Genomic DNA, 16,850 nt, shown 5'->3' with positions numbered 1-16,850 from the left:
GGACCGGTCCCGTTTTGACACGAACGCGCCATTGCGCTGCCCGGCCGGCGCGGGCCATGCTCGATCCGTGATCCGGTCGGGGGGACGGCCGCTGCGTGAGCTGCTCGCGGCAGCCGGGCACGGGGTGGACTGGGCCGAGGCAGGGGCCGCGCTTTCGCGGGCCGTCTCGGCCGCGGTGCCGCACGACGCCATCCGGCTCAGCGGCGGTGAACCCGGTGCGCTCTGCTCCTTCTCCTTCTGGCACGGCTACGAACCCGATTTCGGCCAGGCGCTGCTGAACGCCTGCCACACCGGCGAGGACCCGCACCGCTGGGCCGAATTCGCCGCGTGGCCGGTCCCGGCCGTGGTGGTCGGGGTGGATCGGCGGCACACGGCGGCGCGTCGCCTGTTCGCCGGGCACGGCGTCGGCAGCGAGCTGCGGATGGTGCTGCGGGACGCGCGCGGGGTGTGGGGCACGCTCGGCCTGCTGCGGTCGGCGGGCGGCAGGCAGTTCGGCGAGGCGGAGGTCGCCGCGGCCGCGCGGCTGACGCCGACGCTGGTCGCCTTCCTGCGTGAGTACGTCACGGCCGTGCCGTTGTGCCCGGCTTCGCCGAGCCCGGCGCCCGGTGTGCTGGTGGTCGGACCCGACCACCGGATCCGGTCGGCCACCGCGAACGCGGTCGACTGGCAGCGGTGCCTGAGCGCCCGGCACGCCGCGCCGCCGTGGACCGGCAAGGCCTTCTTCGCCGGCCTGTCCGCCGCGACGCGCTCCGGCGGCTCCCCGCTGGTGGTCGGGCCGGCGGCCAGCTACGGCCGGTGGATCGCCTGCCAGGCCGAACGCCTCGGCGACGACGTCACCGTGGTGATCCAGGCGGCGACCGCCGCCCAGCTGCTGCCGTCGCTGTGTGCCTGGTACGGCCTGACCGACCGGGAACGGCAGGTGGTCGGCCAGCTGCGCGAGGCGGCCGCGGCCAAGCAGATCGCCCGGCGGCTGGAGCTGTCCGTGCACACCGTCAACGACCACCTGCGCGCGATCTTCCGCAAAACCGGCGTGCACGGGCGCGACGAACTGCTCACCGCGCTCAGCGGCTGACCGCGGGCCGCCGCCGGGCGATGGCCACGCCAGCCAGGCAGATCGCGCCGCCCGCCAGGCCGTACACGGTGGGCACCTCGGCCAGCAGCAGCCACGACAGCAGCACCGACACCGCGGGCACGGCATAGGTGGTCGCGCTGAGGCGGCCGGCGTCCATGCGACGCAGCGCGTAGGCCCACGCGGTGAAGCCGATCGCGGTCGGGAACAGGCCGAGGTAGACCACCCCGAGCACGGCACCGGCCGGGGCCACACGCAGTTCGGCGACCAGTTGCGGTGCCCACGGCAGCAGCGCGACGGTGCCGATCACGCAGCCGAGCCAGATCGCGGTCAGCCCGTCCACCGAGCGCAGGGTCAGCTTCTGCACCAGCACCCCGGCCGCGTACAGCAGCGCCGCCAGTACACAAAGGACGATGCCGAGCCAGTCGCGCTGCGAGTCCGAGCCCATGGCGATCACCGCGACCCCGCCCATCGCCACCACCGAGCCGATGATCAGCGGCCGCGAGTAGCCCTCCCCCAGCACCTTCCCGGCGGCCACGGCCACCAGCAGCGGCGCGATGTTGACCAGCAGCGCCGCGGTGCCCGCGTCGACGTGCCGTTCGGCGGCGTTGAGCGCGACGGTGTACCCGGCCAGCCACAGCACCGCGTACACCGAGATCAGCAGCAGCTGACGCCGCGGCGGCAGCACGATCGGCGTGCGGCGCCGCCGGAACAACACCAGCAGGGTCAGCGCGGCCGCCGCGACGGCCAGCCGCGCGAGCGCCATCGGCGCCGGTGAAAGCGTGTGCCCCAGGTCGCGGATCGCCACGAAGGCCGAGGCCCACAGCACCACGGTGAGCACCACGGCCGCGGCGGTCCGGGCGGCGATCGGGACACGGGGTGGGGCGGGGGCGGTCTGAAGATCGGTCACGCCGTCATCGTCTTCGACCGAATACGACAGCACAAGCGATTAGTTCTACACCTTTGTTAAGTCGGTCTGTACAGTCGGCGGCATGCTCGACGTTGTCCGGCTGCGCGTGCTGCGGGCCGTCATCGCCACCGGCTCGATCCGGGCGAGCGCCGCCGCGCTCGGCTACACCCCGTCCGCGGTGAGCCAGCAACTCGCCGCGCTGCAACGGGAAACCGGCCTCCGGCTGTTCGAAAAGGCCGGTCGCGGCATCGAGCCGACCGACGCGGGCCGCACGCTCGCCGCCGAGGCCGAGACGCTGTTCGAGGCGCTGAGCCAGGTCGAGCAGGTGGTGGAGGACCTGCGGGCCGGGCGGGTGGGCAGCCTGTCGATCGGCTACTTCGGCTCGGCGGGCGAGACCTGGCTGGCACCGGTGGTGGCCGCGCTGCGGGCCGAGTTCCCCGAGCTGCGCCTGGACCTGCGGCTGACCGAGTTCACCGGCGGTGATCCGGACGTGGACATCTTCGTCGAGGACAACGAGAACAACGACGCCGGCGAGCGGGCCGCCCACGTCGAGGTGCACCGGCTGGTCGACGACCCGTACCTGGCCGTGGTCCGCACCGACGACCCCCTCGCCGGTGCCGCCCAGGTTCCGCTCGCGGACCTGGCGGCACGCTCCTGGGTGGACAACGACCTGCGGCAGGGCGCGTGCCGCCGCCTCCTGCTCACCGCGTGCGCGCGGGCCGGGTTCTCCCCGCGGTTCGCCGTGGAAACCCACGACTACCGGACCGCGATTTCCTTCGTGGCCACCGGAATCGGCATCACGGTGCTCCCGGAGCTGGGCATCCGCGAGCTGCCCGCCGGGCTGACCACCGTGCCGGTGGTCGAACCACGCCCGGCGCGGCGCATCAGCGTCGCGGTGAAGAAGTCGGCCGCCGAGCACCCGGCCGCGCGGCGCACGGTCGAACTGCTGATGGCGCTCATCCGGTGACCAGCCGCGCCCAGCCCGCTTCGACCGAGGCGCGGCAGTCGCCGGGATCGTCGCCGACGCTGACGTACAACGCGGTCAGCATGGGCACGCCGTAGTCGAGCGTGTCGCGGGGCAGCGGCCCGTTGGCCACCAGGGAAACCAGGCCGTGGCCGATGGCCCAGCTCTGCGTGGCCAGGTCCAGCGGCACGACCTCGTCGCGGAACCGGCCGGCTGCCCGGCCGCGGTCGGCGGCCCGCACCAGGTACTCCAGCGTCGCGTCGGCTGCCTTGAGGTCCTCCAGTTCGAAGTTCGCGTCGAACATCACCCGGTACAGGTCGGGGTGCTCCAGCGCGTTCCGCAGGTAGGCGGCGACCAGCGCGGCCAGGTCCCGCACCGGGTCCGGCGACGGCTCCAGCTCGGCGAACCTGGCCGCCAGGCGGGTGAAGCCCTCCTGGCGCAGGGCCTGCCACATCCCGTCCATGCTGCCGAAGTGCGTGTAGACGGCCATCGTCGACACACAGGTCCCGGCCACCAGCGAGCGCAGCGTGATCGGCTCGCGGGTGCGCAGCATCTGCGCGGCGCGTTCGAGCAGCAGCGTGCGCACCGCCGGATCCTTCGCCCTGGCCATCCGGTCAGATTACATAACATAGCTTTGCTATAGAATGGCGCCACCGAGCTTTCCAGCCCACCACGAGGAGTCAGTCATGGCCATCAACCTGGTCGATCCCGACGGCCTGCCCAAGGTCGACCTCTACCGGCAGGTGTCGATCGCCTCCGGCTCGAAGCTGGTGTTCATCGCCGGCCAGGTGGCCAGGGACGCCGACGGCGGCAAGGTCGGCGAAGGCGATCTCGCCACGCAGGTCGAGCAGTGCTACCTCAACCTGGGCACCGCACTGGCCGAAGCGGGCGCCACCTTCGACGACGTGGCGAAGCTGACCGTCTACCTGGTCGACTGGACGCCGGACAAGATGCCGCAGTTCGGCGAAGGCCTGGCCAGGGCGGCCGCGAAACTGGGCGTCACGCCGAAGGCGCCGCTGACCGGCATCGGTGTCGCCGCACTGGCGGAGCCCGACCTCATGGTCGAAATCGAAGCCACCGCAGTCATCGAATAACCGCGCGCCTGGCCCGCGGCATCCGACTGGCCACCGGACACGAATGTGGCTTTCGGGGCACATTTCGCCCCGAAAGCCACATTCGTGTTCAGCGGCGTGAGGGTCGAGCACACTCGTCGCCGGTGGTGGTGCGCAGGTCCGCCAGCAGGGCCTTCAGGTGCGGCGCGCGATCCCCGTCCTCGGCCGCGGCGACGAGCTGTGGCAGATCTGCGTGGCCGGGCTGTTCCTCGGCGCCGGGCACGGGCTCGCGTTCGCCGCCTTCGGCACGCTGGTGGTGGACGCCGTGGACGCCGGTCAGACCGGGATGGCCACCGGGGTCAACACGATCGCCAGGACCGCGGGCGGTGCCGTCGGCGCGCAGGCGGCCGCCGTGCTGGTCGCGGGTGGCGGCCACGCCACCGCGTTCACCGTTTTCGCCGTGGTCGCGGCCGTCGCGCTGGCGCTCACCTTCGCTCTGCCGTCTCCCGGCGCGCGAGGTCGAGCAGTTCGAGGAAACCCTCCGCGCGCCACGCCGCCCGCCCGACAAAAACCCCGTCCACGCCGGGGAGTTCGAGCAGCCGGGGAGCGTTGACGCGGTTGACCGAACCGCCGTGCAGCACCGCGCGCACGCCGGGCCAGCGGTCGGCGAGCGCGGCGTGCACCTCGGCGACCTCGGCGGGTTCGGCCGGGCGGCCGTGCTCGCCGATCGCCCACACCGGTTCGTAGGCGATCACCACGCGGGAAAGGTCTTCGACGTCATTGACCCCACCGAGCGCGCTTTCCACCTGCGCCAGCACATGCGGCACGGACCGCCCGGCGGCGAAGGTGCTCGCCGGTTCCCCGCAGCACAGCAACGCGATCAGCCCGTGCCGCAGCGCCGCGTCCACCTTGCGCCGCACCACTTCGTCGGTTTCGGCGAAGTGCTCACGGCGTTCCGAATGGCCGATCTCGACCAGGTCCGCGCCCGCGTCGGCGACCTGCGGCACGGACAGCTCGCCGGTCCAGGCGCCGCCGTCCGCCCAGTGCGCGTTCTGCGCGCCGACCAGCACCGGTGAACCGCGGAACACGCGCGCCACCTCGGCGAGCGCGGTCGCCGGCGGGCAGACGAACGGCTGCACGCCGGGAATCCCGCCGTCGCCCAGCGCCTGCCGCACGGTCTGCGCGTACGACCGGGCCTCGGCGAGCGTTTTGGTCATCTTGAAACTGGTCCCGACCCAGCGCGTCACGCTCAGCCCCGTTCGTACGAGCTGATCGCGGCCACCTTCGCGGCCGACGCGGAAGCCGGGTCGAACCGGTAGGTCAGCCATTCGCGGGCGAGCCGCCTGGCCAGCTCCAGGCCGATCACGCGCTGGCCGAAGCAGAGCACCTGCGCGTTGTTGGACAGGATGGCGCGTTCGACGGAGAACGAGTCGTGCGCGGTGACCGCGCGCACGCCGGGCACCTTGTTCGCGGAAATCGCCACCCCGAGCCCGGTGCCGCAGACCAGCAGCGCGCGATCGGCCCTGCCGTCCGCGACGAGCTGCGCGGCTTCGACGGCGACGTGCGGGTAGTCGACGTCGGCCCCGGCCTGGATGCCCGCGTCGAGCACCTCGTCGACCGACGGATCGTTCTCCAGGTCCTTCTTCAACGCTTCCTTGTAGTCGTACCCGGCGCTGTCCGCGCCGACGACGATGCGCAGGCCCATCAGTCTCCTCCGTGCGTGCTCAGTGCGGTCATGACCAGCGCGAAGGAGGTCGCGCCGGGATCCGGGGTGCCGATGCTGCGGTCCCCGTGGGTGCGGGAGCGGCCGCGCCGGGCCGCGATCCGGGCGGTCCCGGTCGCCGCGGTGGTGGCACGCGCCGCCGCTTCGGCCAGCGCGCGATCCAGCGATGCTCCTTTTTGGACGTTCGCGGCGAGTTCTTCGGCGAACGGAGTCGCGGCGTCCACGAGCGTCTTGTCGCCGGGTTGCGCGCCACCAAGGCGGATCACGGCGTCGACGGCTGCTCGGACCGCCTCGGCGACGGCCTCCGGAGTCACCGGGTCGTGGTCGCCGAACCGGCCACCGAGCACGGTGAGCGCGGCGCCCCACAACGCGCCGGAGGTCCCGCCCGCATGGTCGGACCAGGCCTCCCCGGCACGCGCGAGCAGGGTCCGCACACCCGCGCCGGCGGCGAGCGCGGTGTCGGCGGCACTGGCGGCGGCCGCCGAGCCCCGGCTCATGCCGATGCCGTGGTCACCGTCCCCGGCCACCGCATCCAGCTCCCCCAGCCACTTCTCCCACTCCGCCAGCACGGCCGCCGCCCGGTGCAGCGCGTCGCGGGCCACGGCGGCGGCTCGCTGGGACGCTTCGCTGCCGGGCACCACCTCGGGCTGGTTCGGCACCGAAAGATCGTTCGTCCGAAGTGGACCGGCGGGGAGGTTTCCCTTGCGGTACGCGGGGGTGTCCGCCGGGGCCTGCCACAGCTCGGCCAGTTCCGCGTCGAGAAAGGTGATCGACAGCGACACCCCGGCCATGTCCAGGCTGGTGACCTGCTCCCCGACCACCGGGTCCACCACTTCGAGCCCCGCCGCGCGCAACCGGGCCGCGACCCGGCGGTAGACCACGAAGAGTTCCTCGTACTTGGTGGTGCCCAGGCCGTTCAGCAGCACCGCGGCGCGATCCGCCCCGGCCGGGCGTTCGGCGAGCACCCCGTCGGCCAGGATGTCCGCCACCTCGTCGGCGCTGTGCAGTTTCCGTTCCGACAGCCCGGGTTCGCCGTGGATGCCGAGCCCGACGGCGAGATGACCGGGCTCCACGGTGAACAACGGCGCCTCCGCGCCCGGCAGCGTGCAGCCGGAGAACGCCACCCCGAGCGAACGCGTGGCGGCACGCGCCGCCAGCGCCACCCGTTCCACGCCGTCGAGATCGTCCCCGCGCTCAGCCGCCGCCCCGGCGATCTTGAACACCAGCAGGTCACCGGCGATGCCCCGGCGCAGCTCCGGTGAAGACACCGGTGCCGACGCGATGTCGTCGGTCACCGGCAGCACGCGCACGTCGATGCCTTCCACGCGCAGTCGTTCGGCCGCCTGTCCGAAGTGGAGCACGTCGCCGGCGTAGTTCCCGAACCCGAGCAGCACCCCACCGCCCGCGTGCGCCGCCCTGGCCACCGAGCACACCTGGGACGCCGACGGGGAAGCGAACACGTGACCGCAGGCCGCGCCGTGCGCGAACCCGGGACCGACCCAGCCCGCGAAGGCCGGGTAGTGGCCGGAACCGCCGCCGAGCACCAGCGCCACCTGACCGGCCGGGCTCACCGTGCCGCGGACCACGCCGCCGGTCACCGGCAGCACGTGCCGCGCGTTCGCCGCGGCGAACCCTTCGAGCGCTTCCACCGCGAAGGCCGCGGGATCGTTGTGCAGCAACGTCATCGCCGCGCCTCCAGCTTGACCGCCAGCAGCTCGCGCAGGTAGTCGCGGTTGCGCGCGGACACGCTGAGCCCGTCGCCGCCGTAGTGCTCGACGCAGATGTGCCCGCAGAAACCGGCGTCCAGCGCGAGGTCGAGCGCGCGGCGGTAGCTGATCACGCCCTGCTCCATCGGCGCGGGCACGGAGAAGTACGCGCCGGTCGCCGGGTCGAAGTCGCGGTGGTAGTTCTTCACGTGCCAGTAGTTGGCACGCGGCAGCATCACCGCGAGCGCCCGCTCCCAGTCCTCGATCGGGCGGTGCAGGCGCACGATGTTGCCGATGTCCGGGTTCAGGCCCACGTTGTCCAGGCCGATCGTGTCGAGCAGGGCGACCGAACTCTCCGCCGTGCCGAGATAGGTGTCCTCGTACATCTCCAGCGACAGGGCCACGCCGTGCCCGGCGGCGCGGCGCCCGAGCGCCCGCAGCCGGTCGGCGCACAGCTGCCAGGTCCGCTCGTCCCCCATCGGGTCCTGCGCGCCGGGTTCGGTCCAGAACCACAGCGCGTCCCGCTGGGCCGGGGTGAGCGGGCGGTGCAGCCCCACGCAGACCACGGTGATGCCGAGTTCGGCGGCGGCGTCGATGGTGCGTTCCAGGTAGGCGACGTTCGCCGCGGCCACCTCGGGATCGGGATCGATCACGCTCCGGCGCACCACCGAGATCGCGGTGACCCCGAGCCCGCTCTCCTTGAGGGCGCGTGCGAGTTCGTCGCGGCGGGCGGGTTCGAGATCACCGGGACGCAGCCAGCTGTCGGTGAGGTCCACGTGGTCGAACCCGGCGGCGGCCACCTCCGCGAACACGCGGGCCCATTCGGCGGCGGGCGCGTCCTGCACCGCCGAGCCGTCGGGCCGGACTCCGGGGAACTGCAGCAGGGCGGCACCGATCGGCCAGTGCGCGGCGGTGAACGGCGGGCTGAAGGACATCGGCGGTCTCCCGAACTCCACAAACTCCACGGGGAAGGAACGTTCGTAACGTAGATCCTATAGGAAATTTCCACAACCCTGATCTGTTGCCGGTGCGTACCCCGGCCGCCGCGCTGGGTTAGCCTGGACCGGTCATGAGCGCAGATTCAGCCACCACGAGCGAGAGCAGCCGGCCGGGCAAAGGCGTGGTGGCGCGGCGCGCCCTGCGCGACAGCGTCTACGAGGTCCTGCTGGAGCAGGTGCTCGACGGGTCGAGCCCGCCGGGCAGTTCGCTGAACATCGATTCGCTGGCCAGGCAGCTCGGCGTCTCCCCCACCCCGGTCCGCGAGGCGCTGGCGCAGATGGAGCACACCGGGCTGATCTCCCGCGAGGCGCTCAAGGGCTACCGCGTGGCCGACCCGCTGTCGGACGAGCAGATGCGCGAGCTGGTCGACGCGCGCACCGTGGTCGAGCTGGCCGCGGTGGAAAAAGCCATGGCCAGGCGCGCGGAACTGCTGCCGGAGCTGCGGGTGGCGCATGCCCACCACCTGCTCAGCGCGCACCGCGTCACCCAGCTCCGCCGCGGTGACGCGCCCCCGCCCGGGTACGCCGACCTGCGCGAGTACTTCACCGCGGACTGGAACTTCCACCTGGCGATCATGCGGGCCGCGGACAACCGCTACCTGCTGCAGATGGCCGAGTCGCTCAGCGCCCACGTGCACCGGCTGCGGCAGTCGATGGACCACGGCGAATTCGACGTCGACCAGGCGGTCGCCGAGCACGCCACGATCCTGGCCGCCTTCGAGTCCGGTGACGAGCGGGCGCCGGTGGAAGCCATGCGCGCGCACCTGGCCGGCGTCGCCGAGCGCTCGGCGGGGGCCGAACACCCGGGCGAGTAGTCCCCACCGACCCCTTGCCTTCGAGCGGACGGTGACTTACCGTCTCGAAAATCAAATAGGATCTCTGATCTCACGCTGAGGAAGGCGGACAATGTTGTCGCCACTCAACCATCAACGGCGGCCGCGAGCCCTGCGGCTGCTCGCCGTGGCCACCACCGCGCTCGTGCTCTCCGGCTGTTCGCTCTACGGCGCCCGCCCACCGGTCGAACCGGACTGGACCCCGCGCGGCTCGGTCCCCGCCATGGTGGCCTTCGCGCCCGGCGGCGGCAGCGACCGCTCGGCCAGGGTGATCGCGCAGGCGCTGAACGAGCTCGAAGCCGGGTTCGACGTGAACGTGGAGAACAAGGAAGGCGGCTCCGGCGCGGTCGGCTGGTCGACCTTCCTGTCCGAGGAGGGCAACGGCAACACGCTGCTGGTCGCCGAAACCGCGATCAACACCCTGCCCAAGGTCTACGACGTGCCGTTCACCTACCGCAGCTTCACGCCGCTGGTGATGTTCGCCGAGGACTCGCGCATCGTGGTGGCGCCCAAGGACAGTCCTTATCGGACCTGCGCGGAACTGGTCGAGGCCAGCAAGAACCAGCGCGTGGTCGCCGGGTCCAGCGGCCGCACCGGCGCCGATTCGCTGGTGGTGCACGAACTGACCGAAGAAGGCGCGTCGATCGACGTGGTGCCCTACGGCTCGACCGGAGAGGTGCTCACCGCGTTGCTCGGCGGGCAGATCGCCGCCGCGCCGGCGAGCGCGGCGTCGGCGAAGCCGTACCTGGAAAGCGGCGACTTCATCGGGTTGTGCACGATGACCGAAAAGCGTTACGACGACCCGCTGCTCGGCACCGTGCCCACCGCCAAGGAACAGGGGCTCGACGCCACCGTGACCATCTGGCGCGGCGTGCTCGGCGCCGGCGGCATCGCCGACGTGCAGCGCGACTACTGGATCGCGCGCATCCACGAGGCGATGAACTCCCAGACCTACCGCGACTACCTCGCCAAGGACCTGCTGATCCCGGCGAACCTCAGCGGCGCGGAGTTCGGCGCCTTCCTCGACCGGTACGACCAGCGCATGCAGGAGATCTTCGGATGAGCGCGCAGGCACGCCGCCCGGTGCTGGCCAGCCGCGCGGTGCTCACCCTGGTCGGCCTGGTCTTCTTCCTCGGATCGTTCGCCTACGACTGGACCGCCGAGGACGGCTCGATCGGCGCCGCCGCCCTGCCGCGGACCGCTGGCCTGCTGCTCGTGCTCGTCGGCCTCGCGCTGATCGCGCAGGAACTGCGCTCGGGCGCGGCGATGGACGACGAGGTGGCCGGAACACCGTCCGATCCGGACACCGAGCCACCGGACCCGGCCCGCACCCGCCGCAAGCTGGTCACGGTGTTCGCCGCGATGGTGGCCGCCGCGCTGCTGATCCCGCTGACCGGCCTGCTGCCGACGCTGGCGCTGCTGACGCTGTTCCTCAGCGCGGTGGTGGAACGGCAGCCGTTCTGGCGCTCGGCCGCGGTCGCCGCGGGTGTCGGTGCCGCCGGTTACCTCATCTTCGTGGCCCTGCTGCGCGTGCCGCTGCCGCTCGGCCTGTTCGACCCGGCACTGTGGAGCGCGCTGTGATCGACAACCTGATGCTGGGCTTCGATTCGGCCCTCACCCCGGAAAACGTGCTGTGGTGCTTCGTCGGCGTGCTGCTGGGCACGGTGATCGGCATCTTGCCCGGCCTCGGCTCGGCGACCGGCGTGGCCATCCTGATCCCGGTCACGCTGACCTTCTCGCCGCTGACCGCGCTGATCATGCTCGCCGGGATCTACCACGGCGCGCAGTTCGGCGCGACGATCACCGCGATCCTGATCGCCACGCCCGGTGAGGCGTCCTCGGTGATCAGCACGCTCGACGGTTACCAGATGGCCCGCAAGGGACGCGCCGGGCCGGCGCTGGCGATCTCCGCGCTCGGTGCCTTCGCCGCCGCCATGGTCTCCCTGCTGGCGCTGGTCGCGGTGGCGCCGTTCTTCGCGCAGCTCGCGCTCGACTTCGGGCCGCCGGAAATGCTGGCGGTGATGATCCTCGGGCTCGGCACCATCGTGGTGTTCTCGGGGAAGAACCTGCTGCTGGGCGCGTCGATGGGACTGCTGGGCATCCTGATCGCCTGCATCGGGGTGGACGTGGGCAGCGGGGTCGCGCGGTACACCTTCGGCGAGGTGGACCTGTTCGGCGGTGTGCCGTTCGTCGAGGTGATGATCGGCCTGTTCGCCCTCGGTGAGCTGCTCAACCAGCTGCACCACGGCATGGCGGCGCCGATCCGCGCCCGGTTCAAGGAGCTGCTGCTGACCAAGGCGGATCTGAAACGCGCCGCCGCGCCGACCGCGCGCGGCACGGTGGTCGGCTTCCTGCTCGGCTGCCTGCCCGGTGCGGGCACCACGCTCGCCTCGTTCATGGCCTACGGCGCGGAGAAGCGGTTTTCCCGGCACCGCAAGCAACTCGGCAAGGGCGCCATCGAGGGCGTGGTCGCGCCCGACGCGGCGACGAACGCCGCGTCCAACGCGAACTTCGTGCCCACGCTGGTGCTCGGTGTGCCCGGCGGGGCGACCACCGCGGTGCTGCTCGGCGCGCTGCTGGTCTACGGCATCCAGCCCGGCCCGCTGCTGTTCGAGAACCAGCCGGAGCTGGTCTGGGGCCTGCTGGTGTCGTTCTTCATCGGCAACCTGATCCTGCTGGTGCTCAACCTGCCGATGGCCCCGGTGTTCGCGCAGCTGCTGCGGGTGCCGTACGCCTATCTCTACCCGCTGATCATCGCCACCAGCCTGCTCGGCGCGTACTCGGTGAAGAACAGCATGTTCAGCGTGTGGGTGGTGCTGGTCTTCGGGCTGGTCGGCTACGCGATGAAACGGCTGAACCTGCCGGTCGCGCCGCTGGTGCTGGGCCTGGTGATCGGGCCGCTGTTCGAAAAGGCGCTGGTGCAGACCTCCGCGCTGGCCGGGGACGACGGTGTCGCGGCCACCGTGTTCGCCAGCCCGGCCGCCGTGGTCATCCTGCTCGCCGCCGTCGCGCTCGTCGCCGGTCCGCCCGTCGCGCGGCTCGTCCGCAACCGCAAGCCCGTTCCCGTCACCACCGGAAGGAAACAATGACCACCTCCGTCCTCCCCCGGGTCGCGATCACCCTCGGCGACCCCGCCGGCATCGGCCCCGAACTGGTCGCGAAGCTGCTGGCCGACCCGCGTACCACCGAGTCCGCGGAAATCGTGCTCATCTCCGACGAGCGCGAACTCGCCGACGCCGGAACCGACGCCGGAACGCCGATCGAGTACAGCCTCGAAGCGAAGCCCGGCGTGCCGCGGCTGCACGACAACGGCGCCGCGCGGCCGGGCACCTTCGAACGCCGCAAGGCCACCGAAGCCGGTGGCACGTGGGCGATGAGCAATCTGCGGGTCGCGCTCGACCTGGCCGGTGCCGGGGAGGTCGACGCGATCCTGTTCGCGCCGTTGAACAAGTCGTCCCTGCACCTCGCGGGGATGCGGGAGCTGGACGAACTGCGCTGGTTCGAAACGATTCTCGGCGCGGAGGCGTACACGTGCGAGCTGAACGTGCTGCCGTCGCTGTGGACGGCGCGGGTCACCTCGCACGTTTCGGTGGCCGAGGTCGCGGCCGGGATCACGCGGGAAAACGTGCTCGGCGCGGCGAAGCTGCTGGACACCGTGCTGCGGGAGTCCGGCATCGAGGCACCCCGGCTGGGCGTGTGCGCGCTGAACCCGCACGCCGGGGAAAACGGGCGGTTCGGCCGTCACGAGATCGAGGTGATCAGCCCGGCCGTCGAGGAACTGCGGGCCGGCGGCATCGACGCGGCCGGGCCGTTCCCGTCGGACACCATCTTCCTGCGGCGCGAGGAGTTCGACGGGATCCTGACCATGTACCACGACCAGGGCCAGATCGCGATGAAGCTGATCGGTTTCGACGGCGGCGTGACCATGGCGGGCGGGCTGCGCGTCCCCATCTGCACCCCGGCCCACGGCACGGCCTTCGACCTGGTCGGCAAACGCTCCGCGAACACCGGCTCGATCCGCAACGCCTTCAACCTGGCGACGCGCATCGGCACCCGCCGGCGGGCCGCGCAAGCCTGACACCCTCGCCGCGCCGGGTCGGCGGCCCTCCAGGTGTCACGAATGTGGCTTTCGAGACGTTGGGCGTCTCGAATGTGGCTTTCGTGACATGGGCATGGACACGAATGTGGCTTTCGGGGCGAAATGTGCCCCGAAAGCCACATTCGTGTTCAGCGGCGGGGGCCGAGCACGTCCGTGCCGTGGTGGGGGTGGCCTCACTGGCGCATCGGGGGCGCGCCCCATGGCCGCGCCCTCCCGCCCTTCGTAGCGTTGCCGGGGTCGACTGCGAGAGGGGCCCAGGATGACCGCCGACAGACCCGCGCTCCGGCTGGCCGGAGTGAGCAGAACCTACGGCACACCACCAAATCCGGTGCACGCCCTCCGAGCCGTCGAACTCAGCCTCGCCGCCGGGACGTTCACCGCGGTGATGGGCCCCTCCGGCTCGGGCAAGAGCACCCTGCTGCACTGCGCGGCAGGCCTCGACGAGCCGACCAGCGGCCAGGTCCTGCTCGACGGCACCCCGCTGACCCACGGCAGCGAGACCGCGATGACGAAGTTCCGCCGCACCCGCGTCGGCTTTGTGTTCCAGCAGTTCAACCTTCTCCCCACGCTGACCGTCTGGCAGAACACCACGCTCCCCCTGCGCCTGGCCGGGCGGGAAATCGACCGTGCCTTCGTGCACGAGGTGCTGGAGCGCACCGGCCTCGGCGACCGCCTTCGCCATCGCCCGGACGAACTGTCCGGCGGCCAGCAGCAGCGCGTCGCCATCGCGCGGGCGCTGGTGACCCGGCCCAGCCTGATCTTCGCCGACGAGCCGACCGGGGCGCTGGACACCGCGACCGCCCGCGAAATTCTCGGGCTGCTGGCCGAATCCGTGCACACCATGGGGCAGACCGTGGTCATGGTCACGCACGACCCGGTCGCCGCCGCGTATGCGGATTCGGTGGTTTTCCTCGCCGACGGGCGGATCGTCGACCGGCTGCATCGCCCGTCCGCCCAGGCCGTGGCCGAGTTGATGACGCTGCTGGGCGACCGGCGGCGCCCGCGCGCGGTGGGTGAGTGAGCCGTGTTCCGACTCGCGCTGCGCTCGATCCGGTTCCGCGCCGGCGGTTTCGCCGCCAGCTTCGTCGCGCTCTTCCTCGGCGCGCTCATCCTGATGACCTTCGCGTCGCTGCTGGACACCGCGCCCGGCGCCGACCCGGCCTCGGCCACCACGCTGGACCTGGTGGCCGGGGTCGTCGGCGGCTGGGGGCTGATCATCGTCGCCTTCGCCACCGGCTCCACGCTGACCCTGCTGGTGCGCCAGCGTCACCGGGAAATGGCGCTCCTGCGCAGCGTCGGCGCCACCCCCGCGCAGACGGTGCTGCTGGTCACCGGCGAGGCGGCCGTGGTCGCGGTGGTGGCCGGGCTGGCGGCGGTCATCCCGGCGGCGTTCGGCGGCGAACTGCTGCTGCGCCTGCTGATCGACACCGGTCAGGTCGCGCCCGGGGTGGGGCACCGGTTCGGCGTGTTCGCACTGACCGTGGGCCTGGGTGTCACGTTGGTCGCGGCGGTGCTGGGGGCCGTGGTGGCGGCGCGCCGCGCGCCGAACGCCCGCCGCACAACGACCACCGGGCAGCGGCTCAGCCGTAAGCGGATCGCCGCCGGGACGCTGGTTCTGCTGGCCGGGCTCAGCTGCGGGGTGCTGACCGCGACCGTGTTCGCCGGCGGTGGCCTGGAGGTGATGGCGGTCGCCGGGCAGGCGGTGATCCTGTCGTCCATCGGCCTCGCCGTGCTCTCCCCCGCGCTGGCCCGCGCGGTGGTGGCGGTGGCGGGCGGTCCGGTGCGCGCGCTGACCGGCGTCGGCGGGTACCTGACCGTGCACACCATCCGGCAGCGCACCACGCAGTTCGCCGACGGGCTGGTCGCGGTCATCCTGTTCACCGGCATCGCCACCGGAACCCTGTACCTGCAAGCGATCGAGAACTCGGCGGGCGTCGTCCGCGCGCCCGAGCACCAGAGCGTGGAGACGCTGAACTTCGTGGTGGTCGGCATGATCTCGTTGTTCGCCGCGGTGCTGCTGGTCAACACCCTGACCGCGGCGATCATCCACCGCCGGGCCGAGTTCGGCGTGCAGCGGCTGGCCGGTTCGACCCCACCGCAGGTGCTCGGCATGGTGAGCGTGGAAGGCGCGCTGCTGGCGGTGACCGGCATCCTGGCCGGTTCGCTGGCCGCGGTGGCCGCCATCGTGCCGTACAGCATCCTGCGCACGGGCTCGGTGGTGCCGGGCGAAAGCCCGCTGATCTACGGGATCGTGGTGGCCATCGCGGCGCTGCTCACCCTCGGGACCAGTCTCGGCGCGGCCCGCCGCGCCATCCGGACCCCCGCCATCCGGGCGGTCACCGGCTGAGCATCACCGACGCGTAGCGCGCGTAGACGGCGGCGCACCGGTGCAGCGCCGCCTCTTCGACGTACTCGCCCGGCCCGTGGGAAACGTCGAGAAGTCCTGCCCCGTAAGCAAAAGCGGGGATGCCGAGCTGCGCGTACCACCGGATGTCCAGAATGCCGGGGCAGGTCTCGAACGCACCGCCGGTGCACCGCGCCAGTTCGACCGCCGCCGGGTGGGACGAAGACGTGGCCGCGGGTGGCTGTAACTGGGTCACCTCCACCGACACGTCCGCGCCGATCTCCGCGGCGGCGGCGTCGATGAGGCCGGTCAGCCGCTTCAGTTCGGCATCGAGGTCCGCCTCCGGCCGGTACCGGGTGTCCACGGTGAAGAACGCCGAACCCGGCACCACGTTGAAGTTCGACCCGCCCCCGGCCAGCCCGCCGACCACGACCATGTCCCCGCGCGCCACCGCTTCCGCGGCATACGCCTCGACCGGGCGCGCCACGTGCAGCAGGTGCGCGAACGCGTTCACCCCGGTGTCCGCCTGCCCGACGTGTGCCTCCCGGCCGCGGACGTCGACCCGCAGCGACAGCGCACCGCGGGCCGCGTGCCAGATCCGGCCGCCGCTCGGTTCCGCGGTCAGCATGGCGACCGCGTCCGGGTCGATCAGCCCCGCGGCCCGCAGGTGCCCGGCACCGGCGACACTGCCGGTTTCCTCGTCGCACACCAGGTGCAGCACGATCCGGCCGTCGCCGAGCAGGCCGAGGTCCCGCGCGGCCGCGGCCCCGTACAGCATGCTGACCAGGCCGCCCTTCATGTCGGCGGTGCCCCGGCCGAACAGCTTGCCGTCACGCCGGTCGAGGGTGAACTGACCGCGGTCCTGCACCGGGACCACGTCGAAATGCCCGTGGAAATACAGCAGCTTCTCGCCGGAGCCCGCGATTCCGCGTACCACGGCCGGTTCCTCCAGCGCACCGGTCGGTGGCAGTTCGATGAGTTCGGGAGCCAGCTCCAGCCGCGCCATCGCGTCACGCAGGACACGCGCGCACGTACCGAGTTCACGCCCAGGCGGGTTCTCCGTCTCGACGGCGACCAGTTCGGCCAGCAACTCCACCATCTCGTCGGCCCGCGCCGCGAGCCAGGCCTGGATCTCCCCCATCGGCTGCCCCT

At 72.1% G+C, this 16,850-nt stretch carries 17 protein-coding genes and 1 pseudogene; 11 read left to right on the top strand and 7 right to left on the bottom strand.

Annotated features, from left to right (window positions below; all coding sequences use genetic code 11):
- The first annotated feature begins 67 nt into the window (after positions 1-67).
- Entirely contained in the window at positions 68-1,072 is a 1,005-nt protein-coding gene (locus tag A4R43_RS00475) for a helix-turn-helix domain-containing protein (RefSeq protein ID WP_113690463.1), read from the top strand.
- Here A4R43_RS00475 and A4R43_RS00470 read toward each other — a convergent pair.
- Complete coding sequence (locus A4R43_RS00470; RefSeq protein ID WP_113697264.1) at positions 1,062-1,979, bottom strand: DMT family transporter; 918 nt, start codon at positions 1,977-1,979, stop codon at positions 1,062-1,064. The two genes, A4R43_RS00475 and A4R43_RS00470, sit on opposite strands and share 11 nt — an antisense overlap.
- A gap of 82 nt (positions 1,980-2,061) precedes the next feature.
- Here A4R43_RS00470 and A4R43_RS00465 point away from each other — a divergent pair, with 82 nt between their 5' ends.
- Positions 2,062-2,946, top strand: coding sequence for a LysR family transcriptional regulator (locus A4R43_RS00465; protein WP_113690462.1), 885 nt, complete (start codon positions 2,062-2,064; stop codon positions 2,944-2,946).
- Here the strand turns inward: A4R43_RS00465 and A4R43_RS00460 are convergent.
- Positions 2,936-3,553, bottom strand: a complete 618-nt coding sequence (locus A4R43_RS00460) for a TetR/AcrR family transcriptional regulator (RefSeq protein ID WP_113690461.1) — start codon at positions 3,551-3,553, stop codon at positions 2,936-2,938. The two genes, A4R43_RS00465 and A4R43_RS00460, sit on opposite strands and share 11 nt — an antisense overlap.
- A 76-nt stretch (positions 3,554-3,629) precedes the next feature.
- On the opposite strand from A4R43_RS00460, the gene A4R43_RS00455 reads away from it, so the two are divergent.
- Both A4R43_RS00455 and A4R43_RS43100 read left to right on the top strand, forming a co-directional pair.
- A complete protein-coding gene (locus A4R43_RS00455; RefSeq protein WP_113690460.1) occupies positions 3,630-4,037 on the top strand; it encodes a RidA family protein in 408 nt (135 codons plus the stop codon).
- Between the two features lie 157 nt (positions 4,038-4,194).
- A pseudogene (locus A4R43_RS43100) lies at positions 4,195-4,461 on the top strand (hypothetical protein); the annotation flags it as partial.
- Between the two features lie 19 nt (positions 4,462-4,480).
- Here A4R43_RS43100 and A4R43_RS00445 read toward each other — a convergent pair.
- The 4 genes from A4R43_RS00445 to A4R43_RS00430 are packed head-to-tail and all read right to left on the bottom strand — an operon-like array spanning position 4,481 to position 8,359.
- On the bottom strand, positions 4,481-5,212 hold the full coding sequence (locus A4R43_RS00445; RefSeq protein WP_236808679.1) for a triose-phosphate isomerase: 732 nt from the start codon (positions 5,210-5,212) through the stop codon (positions 4,481-4,483).
- A 32-nt stretch (positions 5,213-5,244) separates the two neighbouring features.
- Positions 5,245-5,700, bottom strand: a complete 456-nt coding sequence (locus A4R43_RS00440; RefSeq protein ID WP_113690457.1) for a ribose-5-phosphate isomerase — start codon at positions 5,698-5,700, stop codon at positions 5,245-5,247.
- A complete protein-coding gene (locus tag A4R43_RS00435; protein WP_113690456.1) occupies positions 5,700-7,403 on the bottom strand; it encodes a dihydroxyacetone kinase family protein in 1,704 nt (567 codons plus the stop codon). The genes A4R43_RS00440 and A4R43_RS00435 overlap by 1 nt, the downstream gene beginning before the upstream one ends.
- Entirely contained in the window at positions 7,400-8,359 is a 960-nt protein-coding gene (locus A4R43_RS00430; RefSeq protein ID WP_113690455.1) for a sugar phosphate isomerase/epimerase family protein, read from the bottom strand. The genes A4R43_RS00435 and A4R43_RS00430 overlap by 4 nt, the downstream gene beginning before the upstream one ends.
- Positions 8,360-8,493: 134 nt before the next feature.
- Here A4R43_RS00430 and A4R43_RS00425 point away from each other — a divergent pair, with 134 nt between their 5' ends.
- The 7 genes from A4R43_RS00425 (at position 8,494) to A4R43_RS00395 (ending at position 15,701) form a co-directional block, all read left to right on the top strand.
- The gene (locus A4R43_RS00425; RefSeq protein WP_113690454.1) at positions 8,494-9,237 is read left to right on the top strand and encodes a GntR family transcriptional regulator; all 744 of its coding nucleotides are present in this window, start codon (positions 8,494-8,496) and stop codon (positions 9,235-9,237) included.
- A gap of 91 nt (positions 9,238-9,328) precedes the next feature.
- The gene (locus tag A4R43_RS00420; protein WP_113690453.1) at positions 9,329-10,318 is read left to right on the top strand and encodes a tripartite tricarboxylate transporter substrate binding protein; all 990 of its coding nucleotides are present in this window, start codon (positions 9,329-9,331) and stop codon (positions 10,316-10,318) included.
- Positions 10,315-10,836, top strand: a complete 522-nt coding sequence (locus A4R43_RS00415) for a tripartite tricarboxylate transporter TctB family protein (RefSeq protein WP_113690452.1) — start codon at positions 10,315-10,317, stop codon at positions 10,834-10,836. The genes A4R43_RS00420 and A4R43_RS00415 overlap by 4 nt, the downstream gene beginning before the upstream one ends.
- A complete protein-coding gene (locus A4R43_RS00410) occupies positions 10,833-12,344 on the top strand; it encodes a tripartite tricarboxylate transporter permease (protein ID WP_113690451.1) in 1,512 nt (503 codons plus the stop codon). The genes A4R43_RS00415 and A4R43_RS00410 overlap by 4 nt, the downstream gene beginning before the upstream one ends.
- The gene (locus A4R43_RS00405) at positions 12,341-13,333 is read left to right on the top strand and encodes a 4-hydroxythreonine-4-phosphate dehydrogenase PdxA (RefSeq protein ID WP_113690450.1); all 993 of its coding nucleotides are present in this window, start codon (positions 12,341-12,343) and stop codon (positions 13,331-13,333) included. The genes A4R43_RS00410 and A4R43_RS00405 overlap by 4 nt, the downstream gene beginning before the upstream one ends.
- Positions 13,334-13,613: 280 nt before the next feature.
- Positions 13,614-14,375: an ABC transporter ATP-binding protein gene (locus A4R43_RS00400; RefSeq protein WP_113690449.1), complete on the top strand. Its 762-nt coding sequence runs from the start codon at positions 13,614-13,616 to the stop codon at positions 14,373-14,375.
- A gap of 3 nt (positions 14,376-14,378) precedes the next feature.
- Entirely contained in the window at positions 14,379-15,701 is a 1,323-nt protein-coding gene (locus A4R43_RS00395; protein ID WP_236808677.1) for an FtsX-like permease family protein, read from the top strand.
- On the opposite strand, the gene A4R43_RS00390 is transcribed toward A4R43_RS00395, so the two are convergent.
- On the bottom strand, positions 15,691-16,839 hold the full coding sequence (locus A4R43_RS00390; protein WP_113690448.1) for a M20/M25/M40 family metallo-hydrolase: 1,149 nt from the start codon (positions 16,837-16,839) through the stop codon (positions 15,691-15,693). The genes A4R43_RS00395 and A4R43_RS00390 overlap by 11 nt on opposite strands.
- Between the last annotated feature and the right edge of the window lie 11 nt (positions 16,840-16,850).

Source organism: Amycolatopsis albispora, assembly GCF_003312875.1.
Classification (GTDB): Bacteria; Actinomycetota; Actinomycetes; order Mycobacteriales; family Pseudonocardiaceae; genus Amycolatopsis; species Amycolatopsis albispora.
This window is presented reverse-complemented; position numbering and strand designations above follow the sequence as displayed.